At 76.6% G+C, this 12,423-nt stretch carries 13 protein-coding genes; 9 read left to right on the forward strand and 4 right to left on the reverse strand.

All coding sequences use genetic code 11. From position 1 onward, the window contains the following. The first annotated feature begins 159 nt into the window (after window positions 1-159). Complete coding sequence (locus AC3CHW_RS19365) at window positions 160-552, forward strand: hypothetical protein (RefSeq protein ID WP_488467280.1); 393 nt, start codon at window positions 160-162, stop codon at window positions 550-552. A gap of 78 nt (window positions 553-630) precedes the next feature. Here AC3CHW_RS19365 and AC3CHW_RS19370 read toward each other — a convergent pair whose 3' ends face one another. Next, complete coding sequence (locus AC3CHW_RS19370) at window positions 631-978, reverse strand: cupin domain-containing protein (protein WP_232109959.1); 348 nt, start codon at window positions 976-978, stop codon at window positions 631-633. A gap of 70 nt (window positions 979-1,048) precedes the next feature. Here AC3CHW_RS19370 and AC3CHW_RS19375 point away from each other — a divergent pair, with 70 nt between their 5' ends. The 4 genes from AC3CHW_RS19375 to AC3CHW_RS19390 all read left to right on the forward strand — a co-directional run bounded on the left by AC3CHW_RS19375 (window position 1,049) and on the right by AC3CHW_RS19390 (window position 4,408). Continuing rightward, the gene (locus tag AC3CHW_RS19375) at window positions 1,049-1,999 is read left to right on the forward strand and encodes a helix-turn-helix domain-containing protein (RefSeq protein WP_488467281.1); all 951 of its coding nucleotides are present in this window, start codon (window positions 1,049-1,051) and stop codon (window positions 1,997-1,999) included. 370 nt (window positions 2,000-2,369) lie between these two features. Next, the gene (locus AC3CHW_RS19380) at window positions 2,370-2,855 is read left to right on the forward strand and encodes a VOC family protein (protein ID WP_488467282.1); all 486 of its coding nucleotides are present in this window, start codon (window positions 2,370-2,372) and stop codon (window positions 2,853-2,855) included. A 45-nt stretch (window positions 2,856-2,900) separates the two neighbouring features. Next, complete coding sequence (locus AC3CHW_RS19385; RefSeq protein ID WP_488467283.1) at window positions 2,901-3,428, forward strand: HIT family protein; 528 nt, start codon at window positions 2,901-2,903, stop codon at window positions 3,426-3,428. Window positions 3,429-3,604: 176 nt separating this feature from the next. Next, window positions 3,605-4,408 carry an aminotransferase class IV family protein gene (locus AC3CHW_RS19390; RefSeq protein ID WP_488467284.1) on the forward strand — a complete coding sequence of 268 codons (804 nt, stop codon included), beginning with the start codon at window positions 3,605-3,607 and terminating at the stop codon, window positions 4,406-4,408. Between the two features lie 519 nt (window positions 4,409-4,927). Here the strand turns inward: AC3CHW_RS19390 and AC3CHW_RS19395 are convergent. Then, window positions 4,928-5,893 (reverse strand): sigma-70 family RNA polymerase sigma factor, encoded by a 966-nt coding sequence (locus AC3CHW_RS19395; RefSeq protein ID WP_488467285.1) that lies wholly within the window; start codon window positions 5,891-5,893, stop codon window positions 4,928-4,930. Window positions 5,894-6,009: 116 nt separating this feature from the next. On the opposite strand from AC3CHW_RS19395, the gene AC3CHW_RS19400 reads away from it, so the two are divergent. The 3 genes from AC3CHW_RS19400 to AC3CHW_RS19410 all read left to right on the forward strand — a co-directional run bounded on the left by AC3CHW_RS19400 (window position 6,010) and on the right by AC3CHW_RS19410 (window position 8,838). Beyond that, window positions 6,010-7,173, forward strand: a complete 1,164-nt coding sequence (locus AC3CHW_RS19400; protein WP_488467286.1) for an oxidoreductase — start codon at window positions 6,010-6,012, stop codon at window positions 7,171-7,173. 215 nt (window positions 7,174-7,388) lie between these two features. Beyond that, window positions 7,389-7,880, forward strand: a complete 492-nt coding sequence (locus tag AC3CHW_RS19405; protein ID WP_398607742.1) for a GNAT family N-acetyltransferase — start codon at window positions 7,389-7,391, stop codon at window positions 7,878-7,880. 265 nt (window positions 7,881-8,145) lie between these two features. Beyond that, window positions 8,146-8,838: an RraA family protein gene (locus AC3CHW_RS19410; protein ID WP_488471106.1), complete on the forward strand. Its 693-nt coding sequence runs from the start codon at window positions 8,146-8,148 to the stop codon at window positions 8,836-8,838. A 44-nt stretch (window positions 8,839-8,882) separates the two neighbouring features. Here the strand turns inward: AC3CHW_RS19410 and AC3CHW_RS19415 are convergent, their stop codons facing one another. After that, window positions 8,883-9,839: a LysR family transcriptional regulator gene (locus AC3CHW_RS19415; RefSeq protein WP_488467287.1), complete on the reverse strand. Its 957-nt coding sequence runs from the start codon at window positions 9,837-9,839 to the stop codon at window positions 8,883-8,885. Between the two features lie 191 nt (window positions 9,840-10,030). On the opposite strand from AC3CHW_RS19415, the gene AC3CHW_RS19420 reads away from it, so the two are divergent. Further along, entirely contained in the window at window positions 10,031-11,620 is a 1,590-nt protein-coding gene (locus AC3CHW_RS19420; protein WP_488467288.1) for a pyridoxal-phosphate dependent enzyme, read from the forward strand. 185 nt (window positions 11,621-11,805) lie between these two features. Here AC3CHW_RS19420 and AC3CHW_RS19425 read toward each other — a convergent pair whose 3' ends face one another. Then, entirely contained in the window at window positions 11,806-12,318 is a 513-nt protein-coding gene (locus AC3CHW_RS19425) for a GNAT family N-acetyltransferase (protein WP_488467289.1), read from the reverse strand. Window positions 12,319-12,423 lie beyond the last annotated feature (105 nt).

The following is a 12,423-nucleotide window of genomic DNA, read 5'->3' on the forward strand; positions in this document are numbered from 1 at the left end:
GGGCGCGCTCGGCCTCGGGTGCGCCGCGAGGCGGGTCACCCGCGCGGCCCGGGCCCGCGCCCCGCGCGGTGGTGCGCGGGGTACCTACCGCGCGGGGGCGCCACGCTGAGTACGGGAGCGGATACCGTACGGCGGTTCGGGCCGCATAGCGTCCCTCGCATGGAGAACACCGGCACCGCTCCCGCATCCGCATCCGCTTCCGCTTCCCCCACCGAGCCGGCCGGCGGCGGCGACCAGCGCGCCCGTGCCGCCGCCCGTGGCCTCGGGCTGGCGGTGCTCGTGGCGGCGGTCCTGGTGAGCGGGGTGTTCATCACGTTCCTGGGGCCGTTGTTCGCCATCGCCTGCGACACGTGCGAGGACGGCGTCCGCGGCACGCTCGCCTACGGCGACGCGCTGATCGCCGTGGCGCGGTACGGCGTGCCCCTCGCCACCTTCGCCACGCTGGCCGGCATGGTCGCCTCCCGCCGCCCGGGCCGGGTGGGCGGATTCGGCCTGGGGGCGCAGTGGTCGCTGTTCGTGGTGGTCGTGGCCCTGGGGCAGTTGCCGGCGTGAGGGGCGCCGGGTGGCGGCTGTGGGCGGGCCCCGGGGGGAGCCCCGGGGCCGCGTAAAAAACGTGAAAAAGAGCGGGAGTCAGCCCTCCGGGTAGAAGACGAACAACGTGCAGCCCGTCTTCGTCTGGGGGACGTGCGAGGTGCCGGCGGCGGCGTGGATGAAGGAGCCGGCGGGGTAGTCGCGGACGCCGTCGTTGAAGGTGCCGGAGACCACGAACACCTCCTCGGGGCCCGGCTCGTGCACGTCGATCCCCTCCCAGCACGAGTTCGGGTCCATCTCCAGTACGTGGGCGGTCGCGCCGTTCTCCCCGCTCCAGAGCGAGCGCAGTCGGATGCCCGGGAAGAGTTCGCGGGCCGGGGTGTCCTGGGCGGTGGCCCACACGTACGCGGGCGGCTGCTGGGCGGTCGGGTGCTGCTCTGTCGTCATGTGGCCAGCCTGGCGGGTGGGGGCGCGGGCGCCGAGTGTCAACCAAGACATCATGCGGTACTTTCCTGCCATGCATCGGATCGTGGCGCTGGTCCGGCCCCCGCAGTCGACCTTCGAACTCTCCTGTGCGGCCGAGGTGTTCGGGGTCGAGCGCCCGGGGCTCCCGACGCGGTACGCGTTCGGCGTGTGCACCGAGACCCCCGGGCCCGTGGCGACGCGCGCCGGGTACGACATGCTCGTGACCGACGGGTTGGACGCGCTCGACCGGGCGGACACCGTCGTCGTCCCCGGGTGGCTGCCCACCGACGAGCCGCCGTCGCCCGCCGTGGTACGGGCCCTGCGCCGGGCGCACGCCCGCGGGGCCCGCGTGGTCAGCATCTGCTCCGGCGTCTTCGCGCTGGCGCACGCCGGGCTGCTCGACGGGCGGCAGGCCACCGCGCACTGGGGGCACGCGCAGGTCCTCGCCGCCCGCTTCCCCACCGTCCGGGTCGACCCGGACGTGCTGTACGTGGACCACGGCGACGTCGCCACCAGCGCCGGCGCGGGCGCCGGCATCGACCTGTGCCTGCACCTGGTCCGTGGCGACCAGGGGGCCCGGTACGCCGCCCAGGTCGCCCGGAGCATGGTCATGCCGCCGCACCGCGAGGGCGGGCAGTTGCAGTACGCGGCGCCGCCGCACCCCGAGCAGTTCGACGGCACGCTCGCGCCGCTCCTGGAGTGGGCCACCGGCCACCTCGGCGAGCCCGTGACCACCGCGGAACTGGCGGCGCGCGCGGGCCTGTCGACGCGTACGCTCGCCCGCCGGTTCGCCGACCAACTCGGCACCAGCCCCGGACAGTGGCTGCTCGCGCAGCGGATCAGCGCGGCCCGGGAGCTGTTGGAGGGTTCCGACCTGCCGCTGGACGCCGTCGCCCGCCGGGTCGGGCTCTCCTCGGCGACCAACCTCCGCCGGCGCTTCCTCGGCGCCCTCGGCACGACGCCCGGCGCCTACCGCCGGGCCTTCCGGGCGACCTCGCGCTGACGGGCCGTATCGGGGGCCGGGGGACGGGGACGGGGGGACGGGGGGCCGGGGAATGTGCGGGAGTCGGGAGAGTCGGGAGAGTCGGGGAAGTTGGGCGAGGGGCCGGCCGGGGCGGGGGCAGTGGGCGATCTTGCTCGGGGGTGGGGTGCGGGCTAGGGTCGGCCGGGTGACTGCCGGGTCGGCCATGGGCCACGCACGAGTGAGGCGCCCGGCCTCGGCGTGAGCGCGAGGCGGGCCAGAGCCCCGCCCACCCCGCTCCGTACCGCTCGCCCCCACCGCACACCGCTCGCCGGCCCCGCGCTCGGCGGCGACCCGCGGCGTGTCCCCTCCTCGACTCCTCGACGTACGACACAACGGAGCTTCGCCTCACATGTCACCTGACCAGCAGCACGATTCAGCTCAGCAGCACCAACCACCCCAGCCGCACCAGTCAGCCCAGCAGCACCAGCAGCCCGCCGCCGAACTCCCCACCAGCGTCGCTTTCCTGAACCACACCGCCGTCTACGCCCGGGACCGGCGGGCCTCGGCCGAGTTCCTCGCGATGGTCCTCGGGCTCACGGTGGGAGCCCCGTTCGGGCCGTTCCTACCGGTGGACCTGGGCAACGGCGTCACGCTCGACTACTACGAGATGCGCGACGAGCCGATCCAGCCCCAGCACTACGCGTTCCTCGTGCCCGACGCGGAGTTCGACGCGATGGTGGCCCGCCTGGAGTCGGCGGGGGTTACGTACTACGCCGATCCCCGGCACACCGAACCCGGCCGGATCAACCGCCTCTTCGGCGGGCGCGGGGTGTACTTCGCCGATCCGGACGGCCACAACCTGGAGCTGATGACGCGGCCGTACGCCCGGCCGTAACGGCGCCCGTGGGGGCGACGGCGGGCGCGGGTAGGGTCGCCGGGCATGACGGATGACTGGCGGCGCGATCGGATCGGCAGCGCGATGCGGGGCGAGAACCCCACGGTGTTGCGCAGGTTGAGTGCGGGATTCGCGGTGATCGGGGACGTGCAGTTCCTGCCCGGGTACGCCGTGTTGCTCGGGGACGACCCGGCGGTCCAGCGGCTGTCGGAGCTGCCGCGCGGCAGGCGGATGGACTTCCTGGCCGACATGGACCGGCTGGGCGAGGCCGTCGAGCGCGCGTGCCGGCGGCTCGACCCGGCCTTCCGGCGGGTCAACCTGGAGATCCTGGGCAACACGGACCCGTTCCTGCACGCGCACGTGTGGCCCCGGTACGCGTGGGAGCCGGACGAGTTGGCGCGCAAGCCGGTGTGGCTCTACCCGGCCGAGCGGTGGAGCGACGCGCGGCACACGCTGGGCCCACGGCACGCGGCGCTGCGCGCGGCGATCGGCGAGGAGCTCGACCGGCTCGGCGGGGCTGGCGGCGAGAGTCCCGGCGGCCCCGGCGGCCCCGGCGGTGCTGACCGATCTTGACCCTGGCACTGGTGTCAGGCTTTAGCGTCATGGCGTGACCTGGCCTTTCGCACCCGCGGCCGGCCCGACGGCGGGCCGCGGCGCGTCTGGCGCACCGTCGCGGGAGGCCGGACTGGACCGCTCTGTTCTGGTCTGGTCCGGTCCGGCCTCCCGCCCACCTCTTCCAGGAGCCACGCATGACGTCCTCGGTCGTCCACCTCAACGGCCAGCCGGCCACCGCCGACGAGCTGTCCCCGCTCGCCTTCGCCGGTTACGCGCACTTCACCGCCGCCCAGGTCAGGGACGGCCGGCTGCGCGGCCTCGACCTGCACCTGGCGCGGCTGCGCGGGGCGTCGGTCGAGATGTTCGGGCGGGCGCTGCCCGACGAGCGGATACGGGAGTACCTGCGCGCGGCGCTCGCGGCCGGGCCGGCCGACGTCTCGCTGCTGGCCACGGTGTACTCGCACGCCGGCGAGTTCGTCGCGCCGCGCGCCGACGTGGAGCCCAGCGTCCTGGTCCGTACCGGCCCGCCGGCGTCGGGCCCGGCCGGCCCGCTGGCGCTGGCGGCGGTCGACCACGAGCGGGACCTGCCGGGCATCAAGCACGTCGGGGAGGTGGCCAAGACGTACTACCTCAAGCAGGCCGTCGAGCAGGGCTTCGACGACGCGGCCTTCCTCGACCGGCAGGGCCGGATCAGCGAGGGCACCATCTGGAACCTGGCCTTCTGGGACGGCTCGGCGGTGGTGTGGCCCGAGGCCGAGATGTTGCGCGGCACCATGATGGGCGTCGTCAGCCGGCAACTGGAGCGGCTCGGGGTGCCGCAACGCGTCCGGGAGGTCAGGCTCGCGGACCTGCCGGAGCTGTCCGGCGCCGTGGTCATGAACTCGTGGACGCCCGGCGTGCCGGTCCGCCAACTGGGCACCGTCGCGCTGCCCGCGGCCCCCGACTTCCTCGCACTGCTGCACCGCGCCCACGAGGCCGAGCCGCCGACCGCCCCGTGAGCGCCCCGCGCACGCGGGCGCGTGGCGTGGGCGTGGACGTGGGCGTGGGCGTGGGAGGGGCGAGGGTTCCGCTGGCGTACGCGGGCGAACGCGCCCGCGTACGGGCGGGCGCGTGGCGTACTCCCCGGAGCCCGCTGAGCCCGCTGAGCCCGCCGGACCCGCCGCGTCCGTCCGACGGCCGGGACGGCCGGTCGGGCCGCGCCCGCCGGCCAGCCCCTACGGGGCGAGGCGGGCCTCCGCGAGCGCGGGCGACGAGCCCGACCGGCCGACGGCCGCGCCCCCCGGCGGCTGCCGGCGGCGGGCCGGGGCCGACGGTAGCGCCGCCGCCCGGGACGGGTCCCGAACGCCCCGCCGCGCGCCCGGGCCCCGGGTCCGCTCCGGCCCGCCGCCGGCCCTCTGCGGCCCGGCCCGCCGCCCGTACGCGCACCGCGCCCGTACGCGCACCGCACGCCCGCACGCACCCCCGCCGACGCGCCCACAGGGACACCCCCACCCCCACCCCCGTCCGAACCGCCCAGGTCAGTCCGTGAGGAGGGCCAGGTCGAGCTGGCGGAGCCGGGCCGGGTCGGCGATCACCTCGTACGCGGCGATCCGGTCGTCCCGCACGGTGACGGTGATGGCCAGGCGCAGCCGGCCGCGCGGGGCCACGGCGATGCCGACGTGCCCGTCGATCAGGAGCGGCTCCGCGCGGCGCGACCCGCGGCCGAAGACCATGGTCTGCTCGGCGACCGCGCGGGCGCCGCGCAGCGTCGTCGGCGCGCCCGGGGGCAGCGCGGCGGGGTCGGCCCGGCGTACGACGTCGGGGGCGAGGACGGCGAGCAGGCCGGCCATGTCGCCGTCGCGCGCGGCGGCGAGGAATGCTCGTACGACCTCGCGGTGGCGGGCCAGCTCGGCCGCGTCCACGGCGGGGGTGCCGCGTACCTTGTGCCGGGCCCGGCTGGCGAGCTTCTTCGCGGCCACGGGCGAGCGCTCCACGATCGGCGCGAGCTGCTGGAACGGCACGGCGAACAGGTCGTGCAGGACGAACGCGACCCGCTCGGCCGGGGTCAGCGTGTCCAGCACGACGAGCAGCGCCCGGCCCACCGAGTCGGCGAGCAGCGCCTCGTGCTCCGGGTCCGTGCCGGGGTGCGGCCGGTCGGCGTCCACCCCGGGCCCGTCGCCCCCGGCGCGGCCGGCGCCCTGCCCCGGGCCGCCGTCGGCACCGGGGCCGGCGCCGTCCCAGCGGTCGGGCAGCCGCGCGCCGATCAGCTCCTCGCGGCGGGCGGTGCGGGTGCGCAGCATGTCGAGGCAGATCCGGGAGACGACCGTCGTCAGCCAGCCGGACAGGTTGGCGACCTCGCTGGTGTCGGCCCGGCTCAGGCGTAGCCAGGTCTCCTGTACGGCGTCGTCCGCGTCGCTGCCCGAGCCGAGCATCCGGTAGGCGACCGCCCGCAGGCGGCTGCGGTGCGGCTCGAACCGCTCTGCCAACCGGTCTTGCGTCTCCATCGGTCACCTTTCGTCGCCGGGCCCCGTCCCCCTCATGACGTACACCACCGGGCCGAGGTGACCCCGAGCCTGCCGCAGGCGGTCGGGGACGGCCCGCAGACGAGGAGGGACACGCCATGAGCACGACCCTGACGACCACGGATGTCGCCACCCGTGACCCGTCGCCCACCGCCGCGAGCGCGCAGCCGCTGCTGCGCCCGCTGGGCGTCGGCGGGCTCACGCTGCCCAACCGGGTGGTGATGGCCCCGATGACGCGGGCCCGCGCGGCGGACGAGACGCTGGCGCCGGGCGCGCCGCACGCCGCCTACTACGCCCAGCGCGCCAGCGCGGGCCTGATCGTCACCGAGGGGACCTGGACCAGCGAGCGGGCCATCGGCTTCACCCACGTCCCCGGCATCTACCGGGAGGAGCAGGTCGCCGGGTGGCGGCGGGTCACCGACGCGGTGCACGCGCTGGGCGGTCGCATCGTCCTCCAGCTCTGGCACACGGGCGCCGCCTCGCACCCCGACCACCTCGGGGGCGCGCTGCCCGCGGGCCCCTCGGCGATCAACCCACGGGTGCGGTCCTTCACCCGCGACGGGTTCCGGGAGACCGTCGTGCCGCGCGCGATGACCCGCGCCGACATCGCGGACACGGTCGCCGAGTTCCGCTCGGCGGCCGAGCGGGCGCGCCGCGCGGGGTTCGACGGCGCCGAGATCGGCGCCCTCGGCACGTTCCTGCTCGCGCAGTTCCTCAACCCGCGGCTCAACCACCGCGACGACGCGTACGGCACCGACCGGGTCGGCCGGCGGCGGCTGCTCCTGGAGGTCGTCGACGCGGTGGCCGGGACCTGGCCGGACGGGTGCGTGGGGGTGCGCGTCGCGCCGTACTGGCACGACGGCGACCGGTTCGTCGCCGACGAGCCGCTGCTCGCCGACTACGACGAGCTGGTGGCCGAACTCGGCGACCGCCCGGTGTCCTACCTGCACCTGCGCGGCCCCGAACCCGCCGGACCCGAGGCCGCCCCCGACCTGACCGCGTTCGCGCGCTACCGGAGCCGGTTCGCGGGGCCGCTGATCGTGAACAACGGCTTCGACCGCGCGACGGGGAACGCCGCCCTCGCGGCCGGCGTCGCCGACGCCGTCTCGTACGCCAGGCACTACGTCGCCAACCCCGACCTCGTCGCCCGGTTCGCCCTCGACCGCGCGCTGTCGCCCGGCGACCCGGCCACGTACTACGGGGGCGGCGCCGAGGGGTACGTCGACTACCCGGCGAGCAACTGGGGCGCGCCGCCGGCCTGATGGCGCGCCCGCCAGGGGCCGGCGTCGGGCGGGGGCGGGGCGTGGTGCCGTAAATGCCGCCGCGCCACGAAGCGGAACTGCGTACGCTTGTGCTCGTGCCCGAACAACAGTCCGCCCCCCGCGCCCGGCCCGTCCCAGGCCCGGGGCGCGCGCCCGCCGGCCCCCGGTCGGCGCTCGGCCTCGCGCCCGGTTCCGCTTCCGAGCCCGCTTTCGAGCTGCAACCCCTGCGGGCCGACCACGCGCCGGCCGTGCTCGCCTTCGAGCGCGCGAACCGCGCCTACTTCGCCGCGTCGATCCCGGACCGTGGGGACGCCTACTTCGCGCAGTTCGCCGCCCGCCACCGCGCCCTGCTGGACGAACAGTCCCTGGGCATCTGCTACTTCCACGTGCTGGTGGCGGCCGACGGCGAGGTGCTGGGCCGGGTCAACCTGGTCGACGTGGCGGGCGGTTCGGCCGAACTCGGCTACCGCATCGCCGAACGCGCGGCCGGCCGCGGCCTGGCCACGGCCGCGGTCCGCGCGATCTGCGCACGGGCCGCCACGGAGTACGGGCTGACCACGCTGGAGGCCGAGACCACGCTCGACAACGCGGGCTCGCGTGCCGTGTTGGCCCGTACCGGCTTCGTCGTCGCGGGCGAGACGACGCTGGACGGGCGCCCCGGACTGCGTTTCGTACGGGACCTGCGGGCGGAGGCCGGCGCGCGCTGACGGGGTCCGCCGCCGCCCCGGGCCCGGCAGAATGCGGCCAAGGGCGCGGCCCGGCACCGAGCCGCGCGGGGAGCCGGACGGCGAGGAGCCACACGTGGCGCAGCGGGAGCGAATCCAGCGGGACGAGCGGGACGAGCAGGGCGGGCGGGTCGAGCAGGGCGGCCTGGAACGGCGGGAAGAGCGGGGCCAGGGGGCCGACGGCGCTGCCGTACCGGACGGTCCGAACAGCCAGGAACCAGACGCCTCGGCGGGCGTCGGGGTCGGCGTGGCGCGGCGGTTCGCGGCGCTGACGACGGCGCACGTGGCGGACGCGTGCATCCGCGCCGGGGTCCCGGTGCGCTGCGCGCCCTCGGCCCTGCGCGCCGTGACGCCGGGCAGCCGGGTCGCCGGGCGCGTGCTGCCGGCGCGACACGTGGGCAGCGTGGACATCTTCCTTGAGGCGTACGAGGCCGCGCGGCCCGAGGACGTGCTGGTGGTGGACAACGGCGGGCGGCTCGACGAGGCGTGCGTGGGCGACCTCGCGGTCCTTGAGGCCCAGGCCGCCGGGGTCGCCGGGGTCGTGATCTGGGGGTTGCACCGCGACACGGCCGACATCCGCGCCATCGGCCTGCCCGTGTTCAGCACGGGCGCGCTCCCCACCGGGCCGCTGAGCCTGCGCGAGCGCCCGGCCGACGCGCTGACCTCCGCCACCGTCGGCGACTGGACGGTGAGCGCGGCCGACCTGGTGTTCGCCGACGACGACGGCGTGGTCTTCGCCCCCGCCGAGCGGGCCGACGAACTCCTCACCCTCGCCGAGACGATCCGCGACACCGAGCGGCGCCAGGCCGACCAGATCCGGGCCGGCCACATGCTCCGCGCCCAGGTGCGGTTCGACGCGTACCTGGCCAAGCGCCGCGAGACGCCGACCCTGACCTTCCGCGACCACCTGCGGGTCGTCGGCGGCGCGATCGAGGAGTGACGACGGGTTGGTCGATGGGCGCGCCGTAGCGCCCCTCAGTTACGTCAACCTGTCGTATGTGACGGCGGGTTGGCGCCGCCTTCGTGGTAGGGGGTGCCGCCCATGGCCTGGCGGAGTGCCTGCCGGCAGGCGCGTACGGCCGGGTGGTGGCCGCTGCCCCGGCGTACGGCGGTGAACAGGCGGCGCGCCCGCTGCCCGCGCGGCAACTCGCGTACCGGAACACTCGGTTCCCGGCCGCTCCAGACCAGGTCGGGCAGGAGCGCGACGGCGTGGCCCTGCTCCACGAGGCGCAGGTGGAGCAGCAGGTCGGTGGATTCGTACCGCACGTCGGGCTCGAAACCGGCGGTCCGGCACAGGGTCAGCGCCCAGTGCCGGGCCGCCGTGTCGGCCGGCTCCATCACCCACGGGTGCGCGGCCAGCGCGCGCAGCGCCGCCCGGGGCGGCCCGTCGACCGTGGTCCCGGCGATGCCGGGCGGCAGGGCGAGGCGCAGCGGATCGGCGCACAGGTCCTCCTGCTCCACGCCGTCCGGGCGCGGGTTGGGGTTGCCCGGGTACTCCTCGGCCACCACCACGTCGAAGTCGCGGGCCAGCAGCGCCGGCAGGGCCCGCTCCGGCTCGCGCTGGGTGACGTGCAGGCGCAGCCGGGGGTGCGCGGCGCGCAGCAGCGTCAGCGCGGCCGGCACCAGGGCGAGCGCCGCGGTCTGGAACGCCGCGACCCGCAGCGTGCCCGTGAGGTCCGTGAGCGAGGTCGCGATGTCCGCCTCGGCGCGCTCCAGGCGCTCCAGGACCGCCTCGGTGTGCGCGACGAGGATCTCGGCCTGCTCCGTGAGGCGCACCCGCCGCCCGACCGGCTCAAGCAGCGGCACCCCGACCTCCGCCTCCAACTGGGCGAGCTGCTGCGAGATGGCGGAGGGGCTGTACGAGAGGGCGGCGGCGACGGCGGCGAGCGTGCCCCGGTGCTTCAGCTCGCGCAACAGCCGCAGCCGGTGAAGATCGAACATCGCGCCTCGCCCGTGCCCTTGACCTTGCCCCTTGGCCAGTCCCGGCCGCGCTCTCGCGGCCCGCACGCCGCCCCTCCGTCCCCCTCCGTGCCGCTGTCGGGTGCGCCGCGACGTTACGTCAGCCTTCCTGATGAATATAGGTGGAAAACATTCGCTGGACCGGAAAGAGCAGGTCAGCGCAGGCTGAAGGCATGAACGAGATCTTCCCTCCCGTCGCGATCAACGCCGAGGCGCCGCCCGCGCCGGCCCATCCGGACGGCGCGCGGGGCCCGCTCGGACCGGGCTCGTGGTACGCGCGGCCCGCCGCACGGCACTGGACCGCCCCGCCCGCGCCGACCGCCCCGCCCGCGCCGACCGCCGCGCACGCGTTCCACGCCGCGCTGCCCGACTACGCCCCCACCCGATTGGTGGAGCTTCCTTCCCTGGCGGCCGAGTTGGGCGTCGGCCGGGTCTTCGTCAAGGACGAGTCGTCCCGGCTCGGGCTCCCGGCGTTCAAGGCGCTCGGCGCCTCCTGGGCACTGCACCGCGTCCTGGCCGAGCGCGGGGGCGCGACGGCGGGCGCGACCGGGGCGGCCGAACCGATGGACGCGGGGGCCCGCGTGGCGGCCGGGCCCGCCGGTGCGGGGGCCGGGCCTACCGGGGCGGGGCCCGGGGTGGCAGCCGGGCCTGCCGGGGCTGGGGCGGGGGCGGGGGCGGCCGAACCGGTCACGTTCGTCACCGCCACCGACGGCAACCACGGCCGGGCCGTGGCCCGGATCGCCAGGCTCCTCGGTCAGCGGGCCCACGTCTTCGTCTCGCGCGGCGTACACCCCGTGGCCGTGGCCGCGATCGAGGGCGAGGGCGCCCGCGTGACCCGGGTGGCCGGGCCGTACGACCTGGCCGTGCGCGAGGCGGCCCGGGCGGTGGAGGACGCGGGGGACGGGCCAGGCGCGGAGAGCGGGTTGGGCCGGCAGGCGTCGCCGACCGTCCTGGTGCAGGACAGCGGGCGGCCCGGGTACGAGCGGATTCCCGGGTGGATCGTCGAGGGCTACGCCACCCTGTTCGCCGAGATCGACGCCCAACTGGCGGCGGCGGGGGCCGGCGCACCGGACCTCGTCGCCATCCCGGTGGGCGTGGGCTCGCTCGCACAGGCCGCCGTCACCCACTACCGCGCGCCGGCCCCGGACACCGGTGCTGATGCCGGTGCTGGTGCTGGTGCCGGCCCCGCGTTGCTCGCCGTCGAGCCCGAGGCCGCCGCGTGCGTGCTGGAGAGCCTGCGTCGTGGCGAACGGGTCAGCGTCGCGACCGGCGACACGGCCATGGCGGGCCTCAACTGTGGCACCCCCTCCAGCCTCGCCTGGCCCGCCCTGCGCGCGGGACTGGACGCGGCGGTGGCCGTGTCCGAGGCACGGGCCGCGCGGGCGGTACGGGACCTGGCCGCGCTCGGCGTGCCGTCCGGGCCGTGCGGCGCGGCCTCGCTCGCCGGCGTACGGGCCGCGCTCACCGGCGAGGGCGCGGCCGACCGCCGCGCGGCCCTGGGCCTCGGCCCCACGGCCACCCTCGTCCTGCTGAGCACCGAGGGCCCCGCCGCCAACCCACACGGCCGGGACCCCACCGCCAACCCACACGGCCGGGACACCAGCGCGCACGGCCAGTCCCCGGAGCCGCGTGGGTCGGACACCAACGCGTACAGCCAGACCCCCGACCCGTACGGACCGGACACCCGCCAACACGAGCCGGCCACCCACCCGTACGGGCCAGGCAGCACCCCGCACGGACCGGCCACCCACCCGGAGGCGTGACGGGCCCAGACGGCGGAGGCGGGCGGCGGGCCGGGTGGCCGACGGCGGGCCGGGCCGGCCGGCGGACCGGGTGGCGGGCTGGGCCGAGCGGCGGGCGGCGGACCGGGCGGCAGGTGGTGAGCCGAGCGGCGACCCTGCCGCACCCGCCCGCTCCGGCCCCCGCCCACCCCCACCCCGCGCCCGCCTTACCCCTCCAGCACCAGCAGCACCTGGCCCGGCTCCAGATGGTGCTCCGGGCCGGGGTCGGGTATGTGGCGGAAGCCGCAGCGCTCCAGGAGGCGGACCGACGCCTCGTTGCTCGCGAACGGGTCGGCGTACAGCGGGCGGTGCTCCACCAGGTCGAGGAACTGGGACAGGGCGCGGGTGCCGACGCCACGGCCCCAGAAGGAGCGGCCGAACCAGTAGCCGACCAGGCGCCGGCCCTCGTCCTCCCAGCACACGATGTTGCCCGCGACCTCGCCGTCCGCGACCACCGTCCGCTGGATCCCCGTCGGGTCGCCCAGCACGCGGTTCTCCCAGTGCGTCATGAACCGCTCCCGCTCCCGGGACGGGAAGACCGCCCGCCGCGCCGCCTCCGGGTCCTGCTCGAAGGCGAAGAACAGCTCCAGGTCCGCCCGCTCCACGGCGCGCAGCCGCACGTCCGTGACCCGGGCCGGGGCCCCTCCGCTGCCGTCCTGAGAGGTGTGCGCGCTGGTCATCGTCGGTCTCCCTCGTGTCGGTCGGCAGGACACCGCGCCCGCCGCTGACTTCCGACGAACAGCGTCGCACCCCCCTCTGACAATCGCCCCGCGCGGCGGTCGCCC

This window comes from Streptomyces sp. MGP-BFMKR1 (assembly GCF_057766585.1).

Bases quoted from the DNA above. Each gene is read 5' to 3' on its own strand.
- AC3CHW_RS19365 (WP_488467280.1), top strand. From the start codon at position 160: ATGGAGAACACCGGCACCGCTCCCGCATCCGCATCCGCTTCCGCTTCC.
- AC3CHW_RS19370 (WP_232109959.1), bottom strand. From the start codon at position 978: ATGACGACAGAGCAGCACCCGACCGCCCAGCAGCCGCCCGCGTACGTG.
- AC3CHW_RS19375 (WP_488467281.1), top strand. From the start codon at position 1,049: ATGCATCGGATCGTGGCGCTGGTCCGGCCCCCGCAGTCGACCTTCGAA.
- AC3CHW_RS19380 (WP_488467282.1), top strand. From the start codon at position 2,370: ATGTCACCTGACCAGCAGCACGATTCAGCTCAGCAGCACCAACCACCC.
- AC3CHW_RS19385 (WP_488467283.1), top strand. From the start codon at position 2,901: ATGACGGATGACTGGCGGCGCGATCGGATCGGCAGCGCGATGCGGGGC.
- AC3CHW_RS19390 (WP_488467284.1), top strand. From the start codon at position 3,605: ATGACGTCCTCGGTCGTCCACCTCAACGGCCAGCCGGCCACCGCCGAC.
- AC3CHW_RS19395 (WP_488467285.1), bottom strand. From the start codon at position 5,893: ATGGAGACGCAAGACCGGTTGGCAGAGCGGTTCGAGCCGCACCGCAGC.
- AC3CHW_RS19400 (WP_488467286.1), top strand. From the start codon at position 6,010: ATGAGCACGACCCTGACGACCACGGATGTCGCCACCCGTGACCCGTCG.
- AC3CHW_RS19415 (WP_488467287.1), bottom strand. From the start codon at position 9,839: ATGTTCGATCTTCACCGGCTGCGGCTGTTGCGCGAGCTGAAGCACCGG.
- AC3CHW_RS19420 (WP_488467288.1), top strand. From the start codon at position 10,031: ATGAACGAGATCTTCCCTCCCGTCGCGATCAACGCCGAGGCGCCGCCC.
- AC3CHW_RS19425 (WP_488467289.1), bottom strand. From the start codon at position 12,318: ATGACCAGCGCGCACACCTCTCAGGACGGCAGCGGAGGGGCCCCGGCC.